At 64.2% G+C, this 21,011-nt stretch carries 25 protein-coding genes and 1 tRNA gene; 17 read left to right on the forward strand and 9 right to left on the reverse strand.

What is annotated here, in order from left to right; genetic code table 11:
• Positions 1-94: 94 nt before the first annotated feature.
• The gene (gene gpt, locus ACODTW_RS06010; protein WP_488945050.1) at positions 95-580 is read left to right on the forward strand and encodes a xanthine phosphoribosyltransferase; all 486 of its coding nucleotides are present in this window, start codon (positions 95-97) and stop codon (positions 578-580) included.
• An 81-nt stretch (positions 581-661) separates the two neighbouring features.
• Here gpt and ACODTW_RS06015 read toward each other — a convergent pair whose 3' ends face one another.
• The 5 genes from ACODTW_RS06015 to ACODTW_RS06035 form a co-directional block, all read right to left on the reverse strand.
• Positions 662-982, reverse strand: coding sequence for a hypothetical protein (locus ACODTW_RS06015; RefSeq protein ID WP_488945051.1), 321 nt, complete (start codon positions 980-982; stop codon positions 662-664).
• Positions 983-1,253: 271 nt separating this feature from the next.
• The gene (locus tag ACODTW_RS06020; protein WP_488945052.1) at positions 1,254-2,528 is read right to left on the reverse strand and encodes a 3-phosphoshikimate 1-carboxyvinyltransferase; all 1,275 of its coding nucleotides are present in this window, start codon (positions 2,526-2,528) and stop codon (positions 1,254-1,256) included.
• Between the two features lie 151 nt (positions 2,529-2,679).
• Positions 2,680-2,982 carry a hypothetical protein gene (locus ACODTW_RS06025; RefSeq protein WP_488945053.1) on the reverse strand — a complete coding sequence of 101 codons (303 nt, stop codon included), beginning with the start codon at positions 2,980-2,982 and terminating at the stop codon, positions 2,680-2,682.
• A gap of 238 nt (positions 2,983-3,220) precedes the next feature.
• A tRNA-Gly gene (locus ACODTW_RS06030) sits at positions 3,221-3,294 on the reverse strand.
• Between the two features lie 73 nt (positions 3,295-3,367).
• On the reverse strand, positions 3,368-4,027 hold the full coding sequence (locus tag ACODTW_RS06035) for a GNAT family N-acetyltransferase (RefSeq protein ID WP_488945054.1): 660 nt from the start codon (positions 4,025-4,027) through the stop codon (positions 3,368-3,370).
• Between the two features lie 398 nt (positions 4,028-4,425).
• Between ACODTW_RS06035 and apaG the strand changes: the two genes are divergently transcribed.
• Together apaG and folE are read left to right on the forward strand one after the other, a co-directional pair.
• Positions 4,426-4,818 carry a Co2+/Mg2+ efflux protein ApaG gene (gene apaG / locus ACODTW_RS06040; RefSeq protein ID WP_488945055.1) on the forward strand — a complete coding sequence of 131 codons (393 nt, stop codon included), beginning with the start codon at positions 4,426-4,428 and terminating at the stop codon, positions 4,816-4,818.
• A gap of 189 nt (positions 4,819-5,007) precedes the next feature.
• Positions 5,008-5,685 carry a GTP cyclohydrolase I FolE gene (gene folE, locus ACODTW_RS06045; RefSeq protein WP_488945056.1) on the forward strand — a complete coding sequence of 226 codons (678 nt, stop codon included), beginning with the start codon at positions 5,008-5,010 and terminating at the stop codon, positions 5,683-5,685.
• Between the two features lie 64 nt (positions 5,686-5,749).
• On the opposite strand, the gene ACODTW_RS06050 is transcribed toward folE, so the two are convergent.
• Positions 5,750-5,977 carry a helix-turn-helix transcriptional regulator gene (locus tag ACODTW_RS06050; RefSeq protein ID WP_488945057.1) on the reverse strand — a complete coding sequence of 76 codons (228 nt, stop codon included), beginning with the start codon at positions 5,975-5,977 and terminating at the stop codon, positions 5,750-5,752.
• 3 nt (positions 5,978-5,980) lie between these two features.
• On the reverse strand, positions 5,981-6,415 hold the full coding sequence (locus ACODTW_RS06055; RefSeq protein ID WP_488945058.1) for a hypothetical protein: 435 nt from the start codon (positions 6,413-6,415) through the stop codon (positions 5,981-5,983).
• 160 nt (positions 6,416-6,575) lie between these two features.
• On the opposite strand from ACODTW_RS06055, the gene ACODTW_RS06060 reads away from it, so the two are divergent.
• From ACODTW_RS06060 to ACODTW_RS06070, 3 genes are all read left to right on the forward strand, one after another.
• Positions 6,576-6,938, forward strand: coding sequence for a tRNA-binding protein (locus ACODTW_RS06060; RefSeq protein WP_488945059.1), 363 nt, complete (start codon positions 6,576-6,578; stop codon positions 6,936-6,938).
• Positions 6,939-7,053: 115 nt separating this feature from the next.
• The gene (locus ACODTW_RS06065; RefSeq protein ID WP_488945060.1) at positions 7,054-8,058 is read left to right on the forward strand and encodes a glycoside hydrolase family 43 protein; all 1,005 of its coding nucleotides are present in this window, start codon (positions 7,054-7,056) and stop codon (positions 8,056-8,058) included.
• A gap of 35 nt (positions 8,059-8,093) precedes the next feature.
• Positions 8,094-9,059: an alpha/beta hydrolase gene (locus ACODTW_RS06070; RefSeq protein WP_488945061.1), complete on the forward strand. Its 966-nt coding sequence runs from the start codon at positions 8,094-8,096 to the stop codon at positions 9,057-9,059.
• An 8-nt stretch (positions 9,060-9,067) separates the two neighbouring features.
• On the opposite strand, the gene ACODTW_RS06075 is transcribed toward ACODTW_RS06070, so the two are convergent.
• Positions 9,068-9,655: a class I SAM-dependent methyltransferase gene (locus tag ACODTW_RS06075; RefSeq protein ID WP_488945062.1), complete on the reverse strand. Its 588-nt coding sequence runs from the start codon at positions 9,653-9,655 to the stop codon at positions 9,068-9,070.
• A gap of 155 nt (positions 9,656-9,810) precedes the next feature.
• Positions 9,811-10,908, reverse strand: coding sequence for a hypothetical protein (locus ACODTW_RS06080; protein WP_488945063.1), 1,098 nt, complete (start codon positions 10,906-10,908; stop codon positions 9,811-9,813).
• A 234-nt stretch (positions 10,909-11,142) separates the two neighbouring features.
• Between ACODTW_RS06080 and ACODTW_RS06085 the strand changes: the two genes are divergently transcribed.
• The 11 genes from ACODTW_RS06085 (at position 11,143) to ACODTW_RS06135 (ending at position 20,917) form a co-directional block, all read left to right on the forward strand.
• Complete coding sequence (locus tag ACODTW_RS06085; protein WP_488945064.1) at positions 11,143-11,628, forward strand: DUF1178 family protein; 486 nt, start codon at positions 11,143-11,145, stop codon at positions 11,626-11,628.
• Between the two features lie 258 nt (positions 11,629-11,886).
• Positions 11,887-12,156, forward strand: a complete 270-nt coding sequence (rpsO, locus tag ACODTW_RS06090; RefSeq protein WP_488945065.1) for a 30S ribosomal protein S15 — start codon at positions 11,887-11,889, stop codon at positions 12,154-12,156.
• Positions 12,157-12,513: 357 nt separating this feature from the next.
• Positions 12,514-14,637: a polyribonucleotide nucleotidyltransferase gene (gene pnp / locus ACODTW_RS06095; RefSeq protein WP_488945066.1), complete on the forward strand. Its 2,124-nt coding sequence runs from the start codon at positions 12,514-12,516 to the stop codon at positions 14,635-14,637.
• Between the two features lie 133 nt (positions 14,638-14,770).
• Positions 14,771-15,022, forward strand: a complete 252-nt coding sequence (locus ACODTW_RS06100; protein ID WP_488945067.1) for a type II toxin-antitoxin system Phd/YefM family antitoxin — start codon at positions 14,771-14,773, stop codon at positions 15,020-15,022.
• Positions 15,023-15,028: 6 nt separating this feature from the next.
• Complete coding sequence (locus tag ACODTW_RS06105) at positions 15,029-15,298, forward strand: Txe/YoeB family addiction module toxin (RefSeq protein WP_488945068.1); 270 nt, start codon at positions 15,029-15,031, stop codon at positions 15,296-15,298.
• Positions 15,299-15,419: 121 nt separating this feature from the next.
• Positions 15,420-15,812 carry a DUF350 domain-containing protein gene (locus ACODTW_RS06110; RefSeq protein WP_488945069.1) on the forward strand — a complete coding sequence of 131 codons (393 nt, stop codon included), beginning with the start codon at positions 15,420-15,422 and terminating at the stop codon, positions 15,810-15,812.
• 48 nt (positions 15,813-15,860) lie between these two features.
• A complete protein-coding gene (locus tag ACODTW_RS06115) occupies positions 15,861-16,682 on the forward strand; it encodes a hypothetical protein (protein WP_488945070.1) in 822 nt (273 codons plus the stop codon).
• 16 nt (positions 16,683-16,698) lie between these two features.
• On the forward strand, positions 16,699-17,343 hold the full coding sequence (locus ACODTW_RS06120) for a DUF1190 domain-containing protein (protein ID WP_488945071.1): 645 nt from the start codon (positions 16,699-16,701) through the stop codon (positions 17,341-17,343).
• 46 nt (positions 17,344-17,389) lie between these two features.
• On the forward strand, positions 17,390-18,685 hold the full coding sequence (locus ACODTW_RS06125; RefSeq protein ID WP_488945072.1) for a glutathionylspermidine synthase family protein: 1,296 nt from the start codon (positions 17,390-17,392) through the stop codon (positions 18,683-18,685).
• Positions 18,686-18,741: 56 nt separating this feature from the next.
• Positions 18,742-19,785 carry a serine hydrolase domain-containing protein gene (locus ACODTW_RS06130; RefSeq protein ID WP_488945073.1) on the forward strand — a complete coding sequence of 348 codons (1,044 nt, stop codon included), beginning with the start codon at positions 18,742-18,744 and terminating at the stop codon, positions 19,783-19,785.
• A gap of 223 nt (positions 19,786-20,008) precedes the next feature.
• Positions 20,009-20,917, forward strand: coding sequence for an HNH endonuclease (locus ACODTW_RS06135; RefSeq protein WP_488945074.1), 909 nt, complete (start codon positions 20,009-20,011; stop codon positions 20,915-20,917).
• Positions 20,918-21,011: the final 94 nt, after the last annotated feature.

A 21,011-nucleotide genomic window follows, 5' to 3' on the forward strand; every position in this document is an offset into this window, starting at 1 on the left:
TGTGCTGCCTTGTCCGCAATGCGGATCAGCGGCAATTGAAGGACGGACCGCCTTCGGCTATTCCTGCACCATACCGCATGAAGGCAGGCCCATCTTGAGCAACAAAATCCAGAATCCCGAAAAGCACTTCCCCGTCACCTGGGAAGAGCTGCACCGCAATGCCAAGGCGCTGGCCTGGCGTCTGGCCGATACCTGCCAGTGGAAGGGCATCATCGCCATCACCCGTGGCGGTCTGGTCCCGGCGGCCATCATCGCCCGCGAACTGAACATCCGCGTGGTCGAAACCATCTCGGTCAAGAGCTATGACGACCAGACCCAGGGCGAGATCCGCGTGCTGAAGGCCGCCGCCGCCGTGACGGATGGCGGCAAGGACTGGCTGCTGATCGACGATCTGGTGGATACGGGCAAGACGGCCGCCTATGTGCGCAAGCTGCTGCCCGAGGCGCATTTCGCCACCATCTATGCCAAGCCGGCGGGCCGGCCCCTGGTTGACACGTTCGTCACCGAGGTGAGCCAGGATACCTGGATCTATTTCCCGTGGGACCTGCTGCCCGTGTCTTATCTGCAGATCGAACGCTGATCGCCGATACAGGCCGGAAATGGAACGGGCGCCCTTCCGACGGGAGGGGCGCCCGTTTTCTTTCTTGTGACGTGCAGCGGGTCAATTGCCGTTCACGGTGTCGCGCAGGCGCGGGGCGCTGTCGATCATGCTGCGCGCATCGGCACCCGTGGCCGGTACGCCCGAGCGCATGGTGGCGTCGCCACGCGGCTCCGCCCGGGGCGGCTTGCCGAACATGGCGTTCAGCCGCTTATATTCCTGATCGTGATATTCCTGCGCCGACTGGAAATCCGGCTCGCCGTTGCGGGGGGCGGTGACGATCACCTCGTCCATCACCTCGGCCTTGGGCGGGGTCTGCTGTGCCGACGCCACGGGCACCAGCAACAGGGCGCCGGCGATCAGGATGAATGGACGGAACAACATGGCGGGCCTCTTCAATGACAACCCATCATAGCAGAGATGGGGTTTCATTGTTGTTATTCCCAGGTGCGGATGCGCCCTGGACATTTCCAGCTTCCATCCGTGCCCGGCGCTGCCGGCCCCGCAAGGTGCCAGAAATTCAGGGCCCGGCATCAATCGTCAGTGCCCGTTGCAGGGCGTGCCGATACCAGTAGAGCTTCATGCCATCCTCCCCTGTCTGCGTGTCACCGCAGGGACGACGATGGCATGCCGGAAAAGCGCGGGGAAGACCCGGTCAGGCCCGTGCCGCCAGTTCCACCCCCAGCGAGCGCAACGCATCCCAGTAGCCCGGATAGGTCTTGGCCACGCAGCCAGGGTCCCGGATGGTGATGCCGTGAATCTTCAGTCCGGCCAGTGCAAAGGACATGGCGATGCGGTGATCGGCATAGGTGTGGATGTCGGTCGGCAGCGTCTGGCCGGCCAGGGCGGGGTCGGCGGCGACGATCAGATCGTCCCCTTCCTCCCAGGCCAGGCCCGGCCGGATCTTCGACAGTTCGGTCGACAGCGCCCGGGTGCGGTCGCATTCCTTCACGCGCAGATTGGCAATGCCGGTGAAGCGCACGGGATTGTTGTTGAAGGCGGCCAGCACGGCCAGCGTCGGCACGGCGTCCTGCATCTGCGACCCGTCAATGACGGACGGCATGTCCGGGAATTGGGCGATGACGGCCTGGGCACAGGCATCGGGCTGGGTGAAAGCGTCGGACGGCACGCCCAGGTCGATGCGCCCGCCGGTCAGCGCTTCCGCTGCCCACAGATATGTGGCAGCCGACGCGTCCGGCTCGATCACGTAATCGGCGGCCTTGTATCCCGTGGGCAGGACGCGCCAGGTGGCGGCGTCCTTCTGTTCCACCTCGGCCCCGAAGGCGCGCATGGCGGCGACCGTCAGGTCGATATAGCCGCGAGCCCCGATCTCGCTGCCCGTCAGCGCGATATCGACAGGGCCGGAGAAGCAGGCGGCGGCCATCTGGATGGCGCTGACATACTGGCTGGACAGGCCGGCATCAATCTCCACCCGACCACCGGCCAGGGCGCCATGGCCGCGTACGGTGACGGGCGGGCACCCCGTGGGCGCCTGCAGATCCACACCCAGCGCCGTCAGCGCCGTGACCAGGGGGGCGATGGGCCGCTTGCGCATATGCTCGTCGCCATCGACGATGATTGTGCCATCCACCGTGGCGGCCACGGCGGCCGTCAGGAAGCGCGTGGCGGTCCCGGCATTGCCCAGGAACAGCGGCGCGTCGGGGGCGGTCAGGGTGCCCGTGCCAGTGACGATGAAGGTGGTGGCGTCCGGCTCCTCCACCGTCACGCCCATCTGGCGCAGGGCGTTGGCCATGTGGCGCGTGTCATCGCTTTTCAAGGCACCGGTCAGGCGGCTGGTCCCTTTGGCCAGGGCTGCCAGCAGCAGGGCGCGGTTGGTAATGGATTTCGATCCCGGCGGCACGACGCGGCCCGTCAGGGGACCCTTCGGCGGAATGACCGTGATTGCCGTCAGACCCGTTGCCGTCGCCATCGCTATCCCCCTTCGCCCGCACGCGTAAAAGCCGGCGCGACCCTATCGCGCCGCCCATCGTGCGGGAAACGGGATTTGCCACAGGGGCGGATTGTGCGGGCCGCAGGTCGGAAGGGGCGGCCACACGAATGGCCGCCCCTTCTGCCGTCGGTCAGCCCTTCACGGCGCCGGAGGACGCGGCCTTGGCATAGGCATTGGTGACGGCGGCGGGCTGGGCACCCCCGCCACGGTCATTGTCATTATCGCGGTCGCTGTCGCTGTTCAGCGTCAGGACATTGGCGGCGGCGGCACTGCCATTGGTGCCGGACAAGGGTGGGGCGCTGGCCACGCTCTTGCCTGCATCATGATCGGGATCGCCCTGGGCGGCGTCACGGTCACCGCCGGTCGATGGGGCACTGGAAGCACGCAACGCGGCGGTACTGCCGGCATTGGAAGCCTGGATGCTGGATATCATTTGATGGACTCCGGGCAATGGATTGCCGGTCGATGCCTCTTTGCACAACCGGAAGGCCGCGCCCGCCTTCTGCGGTGCGCCCCTCCTCCTGTCGACGTCACGCCGGGGCCCGCACCACATGTCCGTTCCGGGGGATTTTTCACAACAATGTGGGTGGTGTCCGGTACCGAAACACCAAACAAAAAAGCCGGCCCATCAGAAATGGCCGGCACGCAAACAGATCAGGATGGTCGAAATTTGGAGCGGGTGAAGGGAATCGAACCCTCGTCGTAAGCTTGGGAAGCTTCTGCTCTACCATTGAGCTACACCCGCGCCGGGACCGTCCTTATAGGGGGTTCCGGGTGTTGGATCAAGGGGCTAAACGCCCCCATCACCGCTATCAGGATCAGCGCGCCGCGCGCCGCAGACGGCGTCGTGTCACCGGCGCATCGGTTCCGGCAACGGGGGTGGGCGTGTCCGTCCCGGTGGGGACCGGCTGCCGCAGGGTCGTGATCTTGGCGGCGGGCCGGCTGCTCGGCGTGGCGGCGGTCCGGACCTTGGCCGGGGTGGCGCGACCCACCATGCCGGTGACGCCAGAGAGCGCACCCTCCACCAGCTCCAGACCCTGGAACCGGGTCGGATCGACCGGGCCGGGCAGGGACAGGCCGGACACAAGGTCCTGCTGGAAGCCAAAGCGCACATAATAGGGGGCGTCACCCACCAGGATGACGATGCGATGACCCAGGGCCTTGGCCGCTTCCAGGCTGTGCCGGATCAGCTTGCCGCCCAGGCCTTCGCTGCGATGGGCCTCGTCAATGGCGATGGGCCCCAGCATCAGGGCCTGGACATTGTTGCCCAGCTTCACCGGCCAATAGCGGATGGTGCCCAGCAGCACGTCGTTGCCGGCTTCATCCGTGTCGGTCGCCACAAAGCATAGGTCGGCCACGGGGGCGACATTCTTGCGCAGGCGATAAACGGTCTTGGTGTGGCGCTTGGGGCCGAAGGAACGGTCGAGGAGCTTTTCGATGGCGGCGGCGTGAACCGGCTGCTCAAGCGTGATGTTCATACGATTGGGGTTTCCCGGCAAAATGAAATGTGGGGGAGACACTGAAGAAGCGTCTGGCCGGGACCCCCACGCGTGATGGCGTCAGGTCCCGTGCACAAGAACCGGCCGCCCAAAGGTGGGGACCGAGATCTTTCGTCGTCGCAAGGGCGTGAAGCGCAACATCGCGCAGCTCATAAGCAGTTGAACACCATCGCTATATGAGGCCATCGCCCCCCCAACGCAAGCGGCGTTTTCATGACCAAACGCAGTACCGCGCGTGACAAAGGCCACCCCGTCGGCATTGTCGTGCGGCCTCTGGCGCCTATAATGGCGGAATGCGGGGATTTGCTTCCTGCGGCCATGATGAAATCCGGGATCAGATCATCAAACAGATCATCGGATCGCAAAGGAGAGGGGCCTTGTACAGCGACACGACACGCCAGATCCGGGTGACGGTGGAACCCCGCTATCTGCCGGACCAGTCGCAGCCGGCCGAAGGCCATTATGTCTGGGCCTATCATGTCGTGATCGAGAATCTGGGGCGGGAGACGGTGCGGCTGCGCACCCGCCATTGGAAGATCACCGACGCCCTGGGCCGGCTGACGGAGGTGCGGGGGCCAGGCGTGGTGGGTGAACAGCCGCTGCTGCATCCCGGCGACAGTTTCTCCTATACCAGCGGCACGCCGCTGCCGACACCGTCGGGTATCATGGCCGGTTCCTATGGCATGGAGGGGGAGAACGGAGAGAAGTTCGACATCGCCATTCCCGCCTTCTCCCTGGACAGTCCGCATCAGGATCGGCGGCTGAACTGATCCGCCCCTGGATCAATCGCGCAGCCGATATTGCAAATGGGCGCTTGAAACATCCGGCGATCACGCCAATTGCTTGTCTGGTGCGGCTACCTCTTCCGGGGGGCCGTTGGGCCGGATCGGGGGAGCCGGCCCTGGCATCCCACCGGGGATGCGACCACAGACAAGAATCGATCAGAGGAGTGGATCCCCATGTCCGTGCCGAAGAACAGCGGTGACAAAGTGGTGCCCGGCCCCGTCCATGGCCGCCGCGCCGGCCCTGCCGCCACCAATCCCAATCTGGTCCGCCCCAGCAAGGCGGAGGCGGAAGCCGCCGTGCGTACGCTGATCCGCTGGGCCGGTGATGACCCCGATCGTGAAGGGCTGGTCGGCACGCCCGACCGTGTCGCGCGCTCCTATGAAGAGTTCTTCGCCGGTTATGCGGTGGACCCCGTCGATCTGCTGGCCCGCACCTTCGAGGAGACGGACGGCTATGACGAGATGGTGGTCCTGAAGAATATCCGCCTGGAAAGCTATTGCGAGCACCACATGGTGCCGATCATCGGCAAGGCGCATATCGCCTATCTGCCGCGCAACCGCGTCGTCGGCATTTCCAAGCTGGCGCGCGTGGCCGAGGTGTATGCCAAGCGCCTGCAGATCCAGGAAAAGATGACAGCGCAGATCGCCAACACCATCGACGAGGTGCTGGAGCCCCTGGGTGTGGCCGTCGTTATCGAGGCGACGCACCAGTGCATGACGACGCGCGGCATCCACAAGCCCGGCGTCACCATGGTGACCAGCCGCATGCTGGGCGCCTTCCGCGAGGATGAGAAGACCCGGCGCGAGTTCCTGGCCATGATCGGCAATCCGACCAGCAGCGGCGAGGGTTGATCCCGACGCTGCTGAACGGTCGCGAGCGTGACGGGGGCGGTTCCAGCCAGGACCGCCCCCTTTGTCATTCCGGCCCGCCCTGATCGTCGCCCCGCCATTGGAACACCGCTTCCAGCGGGACCTGGAACACCTGTGCGATACGGAAGGCTGCCTCCAGGCTGGGCGAGTATCGGCCCTGTTCGATGGCGGCCACGGTCTGACGCGTCATGCCGATGCGCTCGGCCAGATCCTGCTGGGTCATTTCATTGGCGTCAAAACGCAGGCGCCGCACCTGATTGGTGAAAGGCAGCATGGATCACCAGCCCCGGCGATACATGAAGACCTGCGTGGCCAGGCGGGACAGTTCCGCCAGCAGCAGGGCGAAGAACATGAAATTCACCAGCAGAATGGCACCCGCCCCCAGATGCAGGGTCAGCATTGCGGCGATGATGCCGAGAACCAGCACATAAAAGCCCGTGCGTGTTCCCAGCAACCCGATCTGCCGGTCCCGTTCATCCCTGGGGCTGCGGGCGTCGCGCGGGCTGCGCAGGGCGGTCAACACGGCGATGATTGCCGCCACCACCGATTGCCCGACGATCAGACCCAGGATGCACAGAACCAGCCAGAAGAACTGCCCGCCCGGTACCGGGCTTCCGCCCAGATAGGAACCGAAGACAGGCAGGAAATAGGCGCCGCCAAAGGCCAGCAGCGCCAGCATCTGCGCCCAGGCCAGTTTTTCCCGAAACGACATCGCGCATCCTCCGCTGTGATATTAGGTTTATTTAACATTATGTCTAATGAAGATATCGTAATGTCAAATATTTTTTACATTTCAGATCGGTGTCGGCTCTACCCGTCTGTGCTGCGATGCAACATACTGGTCGTTGAACGGACCGAAGGAGACGACCCAAATGGCAGAGGCAGCGACCGGCACCACCAGCCCCATCAGTTATGATGAGTTCCAGAAGGTCGATATCCGTGCCGGGACCATCGTGAAGGCAGAGCCCTTTCCCGAGGCTCGGCGACCGGCCATCAAACTGTGGGTCGATTTCGGCGATCCCATCGGCGTCCGCAAATCATCGGCCCAGATTACCGCCTATTATCAACCGGAGACGCTGATCGGGCGGCAGGTGGTGGCCGTGGTCAATTTCCCGCCGCGCCAGATCGGCAAATTCATGTCGGAAATCCTGGTCCTGGGCGTCCCCAGCGCTGAGGGGGAGGTGGTGCTGCTGTCACCAGACCAAAGGGTGCCGGACGGCGGGCGCATGTATTGAGGTTGATGACGCCCTGACCCCGTCGACCCCTCGGCATTCCCATGGGCGCCCCGCGGATTGACGGCCTGTTAACCATATCATAGGCTGAAAAAAACATTCCAGGGGGAGGGGCACTGTGACGAAGCGCGCGATCGGGCGTCTTGTATTGTTAGCGCTAACAGTTTGCCAGCCAGCGCTGGGCAATGCCGCGCCGGGGGGCGTACCAGGATCAAATCCCATCATCCGTGATGTGTTCACCGCCGACCCGGCGCCGCTGGTGGTGGGTGACCGCCTCTATCTTTACGTCGGGCATGACGAGGCGCAGCGGGACGAGATGTTCAACATGCGCGAATGGCTGGTCTATTCCACGACCGACATGCGTCACTGGACCGGCCATGGCCCGATCATGCAGGTGGCTGATTTCAAATGGGCGAAGAAGGATGCCTGGGCATCACAGGTCATCGCCAAGAACGGCAAGTTCTGGTTCTACGCGGCCGTTGAACATGACGATACGCATCCGGGAAAGGCCATTGCCGTGGCCGTATCGGACAGTCCGACGGGACCGTTCGTCGATGCGAAGGGCTCTGCCCTCATCATCAACCAGATGACGCCGAAGGGCACCCATAGCTGGGAAGATATCGACCCTACCGTTTTCACCGACGATGACGGCACGACCTGGATCGCCTGGGGCAACCGCCAATGCTACATCGCTCGCCTGACGCCGGACATGGTGGGGATCGACGGTCCCATTACGGAGATTACACCGCCGCATTTCGAGGAAGGGCCCTGGCTGCACCGGCGGGGTGACCTTTATTACCTGACCTATGCCTCGCTGGACCGGGCCAAGCACAGGGATGAAAAGGTGTCCTATGCTACGGCCCCCTCGATTCAGGGCCCCTGGACCTATCGGGGTGAGCTGACCGGGTCGGGCAAATACAGCTTCACGATCCACCCCGGTATCGTCCAGTTCAAGGGCGCCTGGTACCTGTTCCTGCACAATGCCACGCTGGCCATCGGTGATCTGAACGGGGCCCTGGGCCGGCGTGCCGTCACGGTCGAACATCTTCACTATGATGATGACGGCACCATGCTGCCGGTGGTGCAGACCGATGCCGGCGTGACCGCCCCGCCGCCGCGATAGGCGCAAAACAACAGACAAGACCGGAAGGAAACGCCATGTGTCCCAAGGCTTTGATCAACCTCATCCTGCGTCCCGCGGCACGATACGCCCTGCGCTGGCCCGCCATGACGGTGGTTATCCTCTCGGCATTGATCGCCCCGGCCCATGCCCAGGCCGACAGGATGACGCCGATGGCCATTCCGGCACAGCCGGACGCCATCGCGCTGGGCACGGGCCTGCTGCCGGGCGCCGCGGCGCCGGAAACCTGGCACAGCCAGTATGGCAGTGTGTTCGCCCGCAATGTCACGGTCGCCACGTTGACCCCGTTCCTGCCCGATGCCGGCAAGGCCACGGGGGCTGCCATCATCGTCGCCCCCGGCGGCGGCTTCCGCACCCTGTCGATGAGCAATGAGGGCTGGGATGTGGCCAAGGCCCTGGCCGCAAGGGGCGTGGCCGCCTTCGTGCTGAAATACCGTCTGAACCAGACACCGCCCGACATGGCGGCCTTCGAACAATCGATGCGGGAGATGCTTTCGGGTGCCGCCCGCGCCCCCCGGCCGACACCAGACGCAATGATGGCCAATATCGCGCCACAGATCGCCGACGCGCAGGCCGCCTTTGCGCTGATCCGCCGGCGCCCGGCTGAATGGCGTGTCGATCCTGACCGCATCGGCATGGTCGGCTTTTCCGCCGGCGCCATGCTGACCATGGCAACCACACTCGCCGGGCAGGATGCCAGGCCCGCCTTCATCGGCACTATCTACGGACCTCTGACCCCGGTGACCGTTCCCGCCGATGCGCCGCCCCTGTTCGTGGCATTGGCGGCCGATGATCCTTTGTTCGGCAATACGGGGTTCGGCCTGATTGAAAGCTGGCGGGCGGCCAGGCGGCCCGTGGAGTTCCACCTTTACGAACAAGGCGGTCACGGCTTCGGCATGTATCAGAAGGAAACCACCAGCACCGGCTGGTTCGACGCCTTCGCGCGCTGGCTGGGCATGCATGGTTTCCTGAAGCCGAAATGATCCCGCCTTCACGCCGGCGGCAGCGGCACCGGTTCCGGATCGCCAGCCAGATCCGGGGCAGGCCCGGCCGGCTTCATGGCGGCCAGACGCTGAATGATGGCGGCCTTGGGGCTGGAGACCTCGCCCTGTTCGAAGGCCACAACCTGCAACCCGTGCCCGGCGGCAAGGGCCAGCAGTTCCCCGTCCCGCAGCAGGAAGGCCGGGCTGGACGGACGCCCATGGCGCTGGTTGCCATTGGCGAAGGTTTCATAAAGCAGCAATCCACCCGGCTTCAGCGCGGCGACCAGAGCGGGCAGCAGCGGTCGGTGCAGATAGTTGGTGACGATGACGGCATCGAACCCGGAAAGGGACGGCGGCCAGCCATCGGGACCTTCCAGATCGGCCTGGGCAAGGGTGACGCCGGGAACGGCACGCAGATCCTCCACCCCCCGCAGGTCGATATCCACCCCCGTGACCTGACTGCCCCGGTCCAGGAAGTGGCGCAGATGCCGCCCGCCGCCGCAGGCGACATCCAGCACACGCGAACCGGCCGGCAGCAAGGCGCCGAACCGGACAATCCAGGGGGAGGGCGGGGCGAAGGGAAGGCAGTGGGTCATGGCGGCCGATGCGGAAGGGGGTTCGCTATGCAAAGCGTAACATTTGAAGCATGCATGACACGCCGAATCAAAGGCTTGTACCGAGGTCCTGCAATCTTGACCGCTCTACCCACCCCGTCCGCGCACGCCCCCCCCTGTCCTGTCCTGGACGCAATTCAGGCCCCCGGCGGCAGGGGAATGGGTGCGCCCAGCATGTCGCGAATGATCTTCAGCATCTGGTCGCGGTTGGGCAGGGCGTCGAAACCGGCCGCCACCTGTCCGCCGCCCGGCGCATGCAGGCGCAGAACATATTTCGCGTTGGCCCCTTCCATGCCCATGGCATTGGCCAGACCCGGCGCGCATTCCAGGGCGACGCCGGCATCGCCCAGCGGGGCCAGCCAGCCCAGGGCCTTGCCCGCCGCATCCTGGCGCCGGAACAGAAGGAAGGGCCGGCGCTCCGCCCTGCCTTCCGCCTCGATGCAGACATCGCCCGCGGCTTCCGGCGGCCAGGACCAGACATGGCCTTCCGGGCCCAACGTGGCGGCCTCCACAATCGTGCTGCCCATGTCCAGCGGCATCTGTGCCGCTTCGGGGCCTTGCTGGGGGGCGGCGCAGGCCTTTGGCCGCAGATCGGGGGGCAGCACAGGGGTCAGCTTCGTGCCCGGATCGACGCGCAGGCCAGCCAGTGCGGCCTGGGTGATCCGTTCCACGCTGGCGCGGTCGGGCCCGCTGACCTGCAGCTTCACGACCCATCCGCCGCCGCTGAGCGCGACCAATGTACTGGCGCGCCCCACCTCCTCCTGCCAGAGCAGTTGGCGCAGCACGGGCGTATCGTCCCCGCCGGGCAGCGGCCCCGCATTATCCAGTGCCAGTTGCCGCCCAGGGGCCGACAGGATGGCGGCGGACTGGGTGCTGGTCAGCACCGTCAGATCGGCATCGAAGGCGCTGGCGTTGTAGATGAAGATGGTGGCCCAACTGTCCTGGCCGGAGATGCCATACTGGACGATGCCATCCACATCATGTCCCGGGCTTTGCCGCCGGCCGGAGACGGTCATGCCCGCCACCTGTCGCGGGATCAGGAATGGGGCGGTACCATAGCGCAGGCCGGCGGCGTCTGCCCGGTCGACCCACCCGACTGCGGCCTCCGTTTCCGTTCTGGTCGATGCCCCGGATGGGGACAGGGTGACGTTGGTGGTGGGTTTCGACGGCGTGGTGGTCTGGCAGGCGGTCAGCAGCAGGGACAACGCCAGCACGGGGAAAAGATGGCGGTTCATGGCACCTCCGACAGAAGGGAATGATCGGAACAGCGCGCGCCATCCGATGATGGTGAGTTGAAAATGGATAAACCCTTAATAAAACCGGCTGTATGGATATTATACATTATTTCGTGAATTGTTACCGGTTTCCACACCCGTTGCGCCGCGGCATGGCACCCTGCATCGCAACAGGCTTGCCCGCAGGGCCGCAACAGGCCATCTATCTGTCATAGAGACATCATCTGACGTCCCATGATCCTGTTCGACCTGAAATGCAGCCAGGACCACCGGTTCGAGGGCTGGTTCCGAAACGGTGCCGCGTATGAGGCGCAGGCCGCCGCGCACGCCATCACCTGCCCGATCTGCGGGGATGCCAAGGTGATCAAGGCGCCCATGGCGCCGGCCATCGCCCGGGGCGGCCGGTCCCGCGACCGGGAGGCACCTCCCGTCCCGGCGGTGGACACGTCATCGGCAGAACCGGTTCCCGCGGCCCCCGTTCCCGATGCAGTACGGGAAGCACAGGCCGAAATCCTGCGCCATCTGCGCGAACTGCGCACGCAGGTGGAAAAGAACGCCGATTATGTCGGCGACCGCTTTGCCGAAGAAGCCCGCCGGATTCATTATGGCGAGGTGGAAAGCCGCGCCATCTATGGCGAAACCTCTCCCGAACAGGCCGAGGCCCTGCGCGAGGAAGGGGTGCCCGTGGCCAGCATCCCCTGGCTGCCGGTGGAGAACTGAGCCACCCCCTCCCAGGGATACAGCCATGCCCGGACAAGCGCGGAAATCCACGGAATCCGCTTGACCAGGGCCGGGCTTTGGCGCATCAACCCACGCATATCGACGCCCGCCTGCGCGGGACCGTGCTGGACGACATCCCGGCCCGGCCCCGATCGCTGTTGCGGGCGCGTGCCCGTTCCGGTCCGCCGGAGCCCCGTCGATGGGATGCCTTGCATCCGGGTGCGTTCGTCCTCAATCATCTTAATATGGAGACATCCGATGTCGATCACGGCTGAGCGCAAGACTGCGCTGATCGAAGAGTACAAGACCAAGGAAGGCGATACCGGTTCGCCGGAAGTGCAGGTCGCCATCCTGACCGAGCGCATCAACAACCTGACCGAACACCTGAAGACCCACTCGAAGGATTTCCATTCGCGTCGTGGTCTGCTGGTGATGGTCGGTCAGCGCCGCCGTCTGCTGGATTACACCAAGGGCAAGGACAAGGCTCGCTACGACAGCCTGATCCAGCGCTTGGGCCTGCGCCGCTAAGGCGTGGGGCGGCCGGACCGGTTCCATCCGAACTGCTGACAAGGTGACCATCGACGTGAGCTTTGCCAAGCCCGTGACCCCGACCACCGATCGGACCTGCGCCTGCGGGTACGGGTGGCGTGTCGGCGGCAAGGGCGGCGGAACCACGGGGAAGCGCCGGTCGGGCCGGATAAAGAGTTGAGGTGTGGACGGCCAGCCGGGACCCCTTCCGGCTGGCCGTTTTCCCATGTGCGCTATCCTTTCGCGCGCGAAAATAGGGTACTGAAGGGGCAAGAAACAGGCGGGGCCGTCCGAACGGGCCCCGGCCCGGCCGCCCAATCCGGGGTGCTGCGGGTTTCGGATGGAAGGATCGATACAATGTTCAAGGTGTTCCGCAAGGAAATGGAATGGGGCGGTCGCAAACTGGTCATCGAGACCGGCAAGATCGCCCGTCAGGCCGATGGCGCCGTCATGGTGAGCTATGGCGACACGGTGGTGCTCTGCACCGCCGTCGGCGCCAAGTCGCCGAAGCCGGGCGTGGATTTCTTCCCGCTGACGGTGAATTACCAGGAAAAGGCCTTCGCCGCGGGCAAGATCCCCGGCGGCTTCTTCAAGCGTGAAGGCCGTCCCACGGAAAAGGAAGTGCTGGTCAGCCGCCTGATCGACCGCCCGATCCGTCCGCTGTTCGTCGATGGCTATCGCTGCGAGACGCAGGTCGTCTGCACGGTGCTGAGCCACGATCTTGAGAATGATCCCGACATCGTCGCCATGATCGGTGCGTCCGCCGCGCTGACCATTTCCGGCCTGCCCTTCCTGGGCCCCATCGGTGCCGCCCGCGTCGGTTACGAAAATGGTCAGTTCATCCTGAACCCGACCGCCGACCAGGTGGAAAACGCCACCCTGGATCTGGTTGTTGCCGGTACGCAAGAAGGCGTGCTGATGGTCGAATCCGAGGCCAAGGAGCTGTCGGAAGAGATCATGCTGGGCGCCGTCATGTTCGGCCATGCCCAGTTCCAGCCGGTGATCGACCTGATCATCGCCCTGGCCGAGGATGCCGCCAAGGAACCCCGCGACATCGCCCCGCCGGCCTTCGACAAGGAAGCCGTCAAGGCCCGCATCCTGGAAGTGGCCGGCGCGGACGTGAAGGCCGCCTATTCGATCCTGGTCAAGCAGGAGCGTTATGCCGCCGTCGGTGCCGCCAAGGACAAGGCCAAGGCCGAACTGAAGGACGAGTTCGCGCCGGAAGCCATTTCCGAGATGTTCAAGGAAGTGGAAGCCGACGTGCTGCGCGGCGCTGTGCTGGAGACCGGCAAGCGCATCGACGGCCGCACCACCGTGGATATCCGTCCCATCGTGGCCGAAGTGGGCATCCTGCCCCGCGCCCATGGTTCGGCCCTGTTCACCCGCGGTGAGACGCAGGCGCTGGTGGTCGCCACCCTGGGCACGAACCAGGACGAGCAGATCATCGACGCCCTGGAAGGCGAATACCGCGAAAGCTTCATGCTGCATTACAACTTCCCCCCCTACAGCGTGGGTGAAGCCGGCCGCATGGGCAGCCCGGGCCGTCGTGAGATCGGCCATGGCAAGCTGGCCTGGCGCGCCATCCACCCGCTGCTGCCGACCAAGGAAGAATTCCCCTACACGCTGCGCGTCGTGTCGGAGATCACGGAATCGAACGGTTCCTCCTCCATGGCCACGGTCTGCGGCACGTCCCTGTCGCTGATGGATGCCGGCGCCCCGCTGGCCCGCCCCATCGCCGGCATCGCCATGGGCCTGATCAAGGAAGGCGAGAAGTTCGCCGTCCTGTCCGACATCCTGGGTGACGAAGATCACCTGGGCGACATGGACTTCAAGGTCGCCGGTACCGAAGCGGGCGTCACCGCCCTGCAGATGGACATCAAGATCACTTCCATCACGGAAGAGATCATGAAGGTCGCCCTGGCCCAGGCCCAGAAGGGCCGCATCCACATCCTGGGTGAGATGAACAAGGCGCTGAATACCGCGCGCGGCGAAGTGTCGGGCAATGCCCCGCGCATCACCGTCATCAACATCCCCAAGGAGAAGATCCGCGACGTCATCGGGTCGGGCGGCAAGGTCATCCGCGAGATCGTGGAACAGACCGGCGCCAAGATCGACATCGAAGATGATGGCACCGTCAAGGTGTCGGCCGTCGACAGCAAGTGCTCCGACGCCGCCATCAAGTGGATCAAGGGCATCGTGGCCGAGCCGGAAGTGGGCGAAGTCTATGACGGCAAGGTCGTCAAGGTCATGGATTTCGGCGCCTTCGTGAACTTCCTGGGCAGCCGCGACGGTCTGGTCCACATCTCCGAACTGAAGAACGAGCGCGTGGCCAAGGTCACCGACGTCGTGAAGCAGGGCGACGCCGTCAAGGTGAAGGTCCTGGGCTTCGACGATCGCGGCAAGGTCAAGCTGTCGATGAAGGTCGTCGATCAGGTGACCGGCGAAGACCTGTCCAAGAAGGCCGAAGCCGCCGAGGGCTGATGCCCGACGCGGTGTCCCGGCTTTCGGGATGCGTTTTGAGTAAGGAAAAGGCCGTCGGGGCGACCCGGCGGCCTTTTTCGTTGTGGGCAGGAATGAAAGAGCGTACGCTTTTCTGTACAGATGGAGGTTCCCCATGTCCCATGTCAGCGCGACGCAGTTCCGGCAGAACCTGGCCCATTATCTGGACGAGGTGGAGGCCAGCCGCGCGCCGCTGGTCGTCACGCGACAGAACGCGGAGCCCGTGGTCGTCATCGCGGAAAGTGAATGGAGCAGCCTGCAGGAGACGCTGCATCTGTTGAGTTCGCCTGCCAATGCGCGTCGATTGATGGAAGCGGTTGCACAGGCGGACGCGGGACAAGGCACGGAACGAGACTTGATTGAGTAGCGGGCGATGCGCCTGATCTGGATGGATAGAGCGTGGGAAGACTACCTCTATTGGCAGGCACAGGACCGCGACATCCTGATAAAAATCAACACCCTCATCAAAGACGCAACCCGCACCCCGTTCAGCGGCTTAGGCAAGCCGGAGCCTTTGGGGAGCAATTTGAAGGGGTGGTGGTCGCGCCGGATCACCTCTGAGCACCGACTTGTCTATCGCGTCACCGGCAAAGCCCCCGACCAGCAGTTGGAGATTTCGCAGTGCCGCTGGCATTATGAATAGGCTGGCTGATCCCCACCCGTTCCACCTGTCCCCCAAACAGTTTTTGCAATCCGCCCGGCACTGTCATAGCCTCCCGCTCCAAGCCGGCCCTCTTGCCGGCGGGTGACGGAGCCTTGGAGCCATGTTCGAGACCCTGCCGCTTTATCTGGCCTTTGTCGGTGCCTCTGTGGCGCTGCTGGCCGCCGCTTTGCTGATCTATACGCTGATCACGCCCTATCGCGAATGGACCCTGATCCGGCAGGGCAATCCCGCTGCTGCCACCAGCCTGGGCGGGACCGCCATCGGCATGGCCATCGCTCTGTCCTCGGTGGCGTCGGGCACCTATTCGCTGCTGGACCTGCTGGTCTGGGGCGGGGTGGCGCTTGTCTGCCAGCTGATGGTGTTCTTCATTGTCCGCCTGCTGCTGCCCGGTCTGCGCCAGGGGATTGAGGAAGGGCGTATCGGCTACGGCATCACGCTGGGCGCCCTGTCCATCGCCATGGGCATTCTGAATGCCGGGGCGCTTTCGGTTTGATGGCAGGCACCCCATCTAGGGGTCGGTGCCTTTCAAGGAGTAATCCGCATGATGCAGTTCTTCCGCACGCTGCTGGGCGTGAAGGGTGAGAAGGTTGGCCGTCAGGTCGTGGATGCGCTGGTCGCCATGGACCCTAAAAGCGCGTCGGTCGCACAGCTGCGCGTCATGGAAGCCGACCTGGACAAGGCCGGCAAGCTGCTGTCCAGCCTGCGCGTCGATTTACAGCGTGAGCGCAATGAGGCCATCCAGGCGCGTCAGGATTATGACCGCCGTCTGGCCGCGGCCGAGCATCTGAACAACCAGCTTGCCGTCGCTGACGCGGAACGCCGCACCGCCCTGGAAGCCAGCCTGACCAAGCTCCTGTCGCAGTTGGAGGAGCTGGAAGGCGAGGTGGTGGTGGAGGAGCGTGAGGCCGAGGAGGCCGAGGCCCTGGTTGCCGAAGCTGAAAACGCCTATCGCGAGAAGGCCAAGGCCCTGGCCGATGCCAAGTCCGCCCTGACCAAGGCCGAGCGCGACATGCAACGCGCCAGCATCCAGGAAGAACGCGAGCGGGAACGCGCCGACCGCGCCGCCGCCGTGGCCGGCCTGCGTGTTGATGGCGGTTCCAAGCTGAATGTCGCCATCGACGCCATGAACCGCCGCGCCAATGAGGCCCGCAGCAGCGCGGAGGCTGCCCGCCTGAAGGCCAGGGTGCTGACCGACCTGTCGCAGAAAAGCACCGAAAGCATGGGCGACGCCAATATCGCCGCCGCCCTGGCCGCCGTCGGCCCCGGCGGTGCGCCCGCACTGTCCGTACAGGAACGGCTGGCGCGGCTGAAGGGCCCGTCCGGGTCGCCCGTGGCGCTGCCTTCGCCGGACAAGTCCGCCTGAACCCATCGGGGTTGCCATGACCGAGACCACGCGCAAGCGCCGCCGTTCCGCCTATATCTCCACCCTGCTGGTCGGCAGTGCGGCGGCGCTGGCGCTGTCCGGCTGCGGCGATGACGACGCGGCCCAGACCGATGCCCGCATCTTCCCCAGCGTGGAAGCATGTCAGGCTGAGTTCACCGCCACCGAATGCAGTGCCGCCTTTGAACAGGCCCGTCAGCTGCAATTGCAGACGGCCCCGCGTTTCGATGATCAGACATCGTGCGAGGCGCAGATGGGCAATGGCAATTGCCAGACGCTGGTGCTGCAACAGCCCAACGGATCGCTGGGCAATGTCTTCGTGCCGGCCCTGATGGGCTTCATGATGGCCCGGGCCCTGCAACCGCCACCGCCGCAGATGTATGGCGGATACGTCACCGGCGGCGGCGGCTATTACTACCCGCGGCCCATCTTCATCGACCGCGACGGCTTCATGCATAGCGGCCGCAATGACCTGGGCCGCCTGCCCAATGGCGACCGCGATGGCTTCCGCAATGGCCGCACCGGCTATCAGATGAAAACAACGGTCAGCAAGTCGGGCCAGGTTGGTGCCGCCCCCAGCCGCAGCACGACGCGCGGCGGCTTCGGCAAATCCTCCTCCCGCTTCGGCGGCGGCGGGTCCTGATCGTCCGCCGCCGTTCTTTCCCCGCACCCTCCGGGCAGGTTTCTCCATGCATCGCCAATCCATCCGTCCGCGTCCCGACTGGAAAGCCCGCATGGAAGCGCTGGGCTTTGATTTCCATACGATCCCGACCGAGGAGGACCCGAGCGGCCTTTACTGGGACGAAAGCGCCTGCTGGGTGTTCAGCGAGGCGGAGATCGACCAGCTGGAAGAGGCCGGCAACGAGTTGCACAAGATGTGCATGGCCGCCGCCCGCCGCATTGTCGATGAGCGGCTCTATCCCCTGCTGAACATCCCCGACAGCGCCATTCCCGCCATCGAGGCATCGTGGCAGCGCCACCTGAAGGGAGAGGAATTCTCCCTCTATGGAAGGTTCGATCTGGCCTATGGCGGGGCGGATTACGGCGACGGCATGCCCAAGCTGCTGGAATATAACGCCGACACGCCGACGGGCCTGTACGAGGCATCGGTGGCGCAATGGGCTTGGCTGGAAGATGTGTTTCCCGACGGGGACCAGTTCAATTCCATCCATGAAGGGCTGGTCGATCGCTGGAAGGCCCTGCTGCGCGCCGACCGGCTGCTGGCCGATGACAGCCAGCGCCGCGACGTGTGGGAGGCGGGTCGCGCCCTGCACCTGACCTGCGCCATGCCGCATGCCGAGGATGAGGGCACCCTGCGCTACCTGCAGGACACGGCGATCGAGGCGGGGCTGGCTACCAAATCCATCGCGCTCTCCGATATCGGCTGGACGGTGGAGGAGGATGGGCGGACCAGCCGCGGCTTCTTCACCGATCTGGAAGATCAGGAAATCACCAGCCTGTTCAAGCTGACGCCCTGGGAATGGCTGGTGGCCGATGATTTCGGGACCAGCCTGCTGGACCTGACACGCCGCAACGCCATCCGCACCGTCGAGCCGGCCTGGAAGATGCTGCTGTCCAACAAGGGGCTGCTGGCCGTGCTGTGGGAGATGTATCCCCATCACCCCTATCTGGTGGAAGCGCATTTCGACCGCCGTGCCTTCGCCACCGGCGCCCGTGTTGTCGCCAAGCCGCTGCTGGGCCGGGAAGGAGCCAATATCTCCGTGGCCACGCTGGGGGCGGATGGCAAGCCGGCGCGGGCGGAGATGGAGGTCGCCGGCCCCTATGGGGCGGAAGGCTATGTCTATCAGGCCTGGTCGCCCGTGGTGTCGGCCAAGGGGCCGGATGCGCGCGGGGTCATGCGCGACCATCATGCCGTCATCGGCGCCTGGATGATCGGCGATGAATGCCGCGGCATCGGCATCCGCGAGGACAGCACGGCCGTCACCCGCGACACCTCCCGCTTCGTGCCGCACCGGTTCGAATAGGTAAAGGAAAACAGGCGGTCCGGCGTATCAGGGAAAGCAGCCCTGAAGGAGCCGTCATGCTCAGCCGCCGCCTGATCCTGTCCGGCCTTGCCGCGGGCCTGCTGCTGCCGGCCCTTCCCGCCTGGGCGGCGGCGACGGTCGACCCCACCTCCCCTGACCTGCCGGCGGTGACGGCCCTGATCCAGGCGGCGATGAAGAAGCATCGGCTGGATGGGGTGGCCGCCATCGCCCATCACCGGGGCCATGTGCTCTATCGCGGCTATTTCGGCGATATCGGGCCGGGCACGGTCATTCCCGTGGCGTCCGCCAGCAAATGGGTGGCGGGGCTGGTCATCATGGCCCTGGTCGAACAGGGCAAGCTGCGGCTGGACCTGACTCTGGCGCAGGCCGGTCTGGCCCCGGACGGTCTGGCATCAACCATCACCCTGGCTCAGTTGATGAGCCACACCGCGGCCATGCCGGTGCTGGGCCCCTGGCGCCAGGACCGGCGCTATCCCACGCCCGAAGCGGCAGCCCGCGACGTGCGTACCATGGACCTGATCGGCCAGCCCGGCAAAGTCTTCGCCTATGGCGGCACCTCCATGCAGGTGGCGGCCTTCTTGGCTGAACAGGCGGGCGGGGCGGACTGGAACAGCCTGTTCCGTCGCCTGATCGGCGACCCGCTGGGCCTGTCGCCCGCCTGCCGCTGGGGCGAGAAATGGGGCGTGGCCGGCGGGCTGTGGGCCAGCCCCGACGATTATGAACGCATCCTGCGCCTGATCGCCAGGCGCGGGCTGGCTGGCGACGGCGCCCGCATCCTGCCCGACAGCCTGTTCACGCATATGGAACAGGACCAGATGCGTGGTGCCGAACGGCGGGAACTGCCCGACGCGGCAGAGGCCATGAAGGGTTATGGCATCGGTTTCTGGTGTGAAGCCGTCGATGCAGACGGGGCCTGCCCCATCCTTTCCAGCCCCGGCGCCTTTGGCACCTATCCGCGCATTGACCGCGCGCGCGATCTGTCCATCCTGCTGATGGTGAAATCCCGCCTGCCCAAGGTGGCCGACGACTGGCGGGGCATCATCCGCGCCCTGGTGACGGCGGCCGATGCGCAAGGGTGACGCTGCGTACGATTTGACGTTCCTCCATGCACATCGCCCATGAAGAATAGCAATTGGAAATGAGCCCGTTCTCATTGCTTTGGGACCGTGGCGAGACCTGAAAAGATGATGCATTGGCGGCTGGATGCGGGAGGCGGCATAAGGGGACGCGCTGGTTTTGATGGAAAATAATGGATTTCCTTGATATTCCTTAGATGTCTCATGGTTTTCCGGTCGTGGTGCTATGAAAGCCATTTTTACAAGCAAAATTGAGCCGACATACGACGACCTTCCGGAGTTCAGATACCATTTTCCACGCACATACTTGAATGTGGCGCGCGAGGTGGTTGGGGACTGGGTTATTTATTATGAACCACGAAGATCAACTGCTGACGTGCTGAGTCGCGGTGGACGGCAGGCCTATTTTGCCACTGCTCGTGTAACAGATATTGTACCGGATCCGACGCTTCCGGATCACTTTTATGCATTTATCGCAGACTACCTTCCATTTCCCCGACCAGTGCCTTTCAAGGAGGGGGGGCAGTTTTATGAGTCTGGGTTGCGACGTGCTGATGGGCAAACAAGCAAGGGTGCTTTTGGCCGCTCTGTTCGACCTATATCGGAGTGGGAATACTCCAACATATTACAAGCAGGCATGGCTCAAATATTGGGTGGGTTTGAAAAGCCTATAGATCATATCTCGCAAGTTTCCAACTTTCAGTTTGCTGAAGAGCCGACAACTTTCGAGCGGCCAATTGTGGAGCGCCTTGTCGCACGCCCGATTCGTGATGAAGTTTTTGCAGAAACTGTAAAATCAGCATACCAGCAAACATGCGCTGTTACTGGACTACGGCTAATCAACGGTGGTGGGCGATCTGAGGTGCAAGCTGCTCACATTCGACCTGTTGCCGCGGCAGGACCGGACAGTCCGCGAAATGGAATAGCGCTTTCGGCTACCGTGCATTGGATGTTTGACCGTGGCTTGATTTCCATAAAGGACGATTATTCGCTCCTTATAGCGGAGAAACATGTGCCAGAAAGCGCGAGGCGTATGTTTGTCGAATCAAGAAAATTATTGATTCCAGAAAGAAGTGACTTGTGTCCACATCCTCAATTTCTAAGCTGGCACCGCGATCATATTTTTAAAGGATGACCTACGCCATCTGCTATTTAGCGAATTGCCTGCCTTCCTCAAAAACAAAACCCCCGACGGATCGCTCCGCCGGGGGTTTCTTCATTCAAGCCTG

The organism is Niveispirillum sp. FG148, from assembly GCF_057809655.1.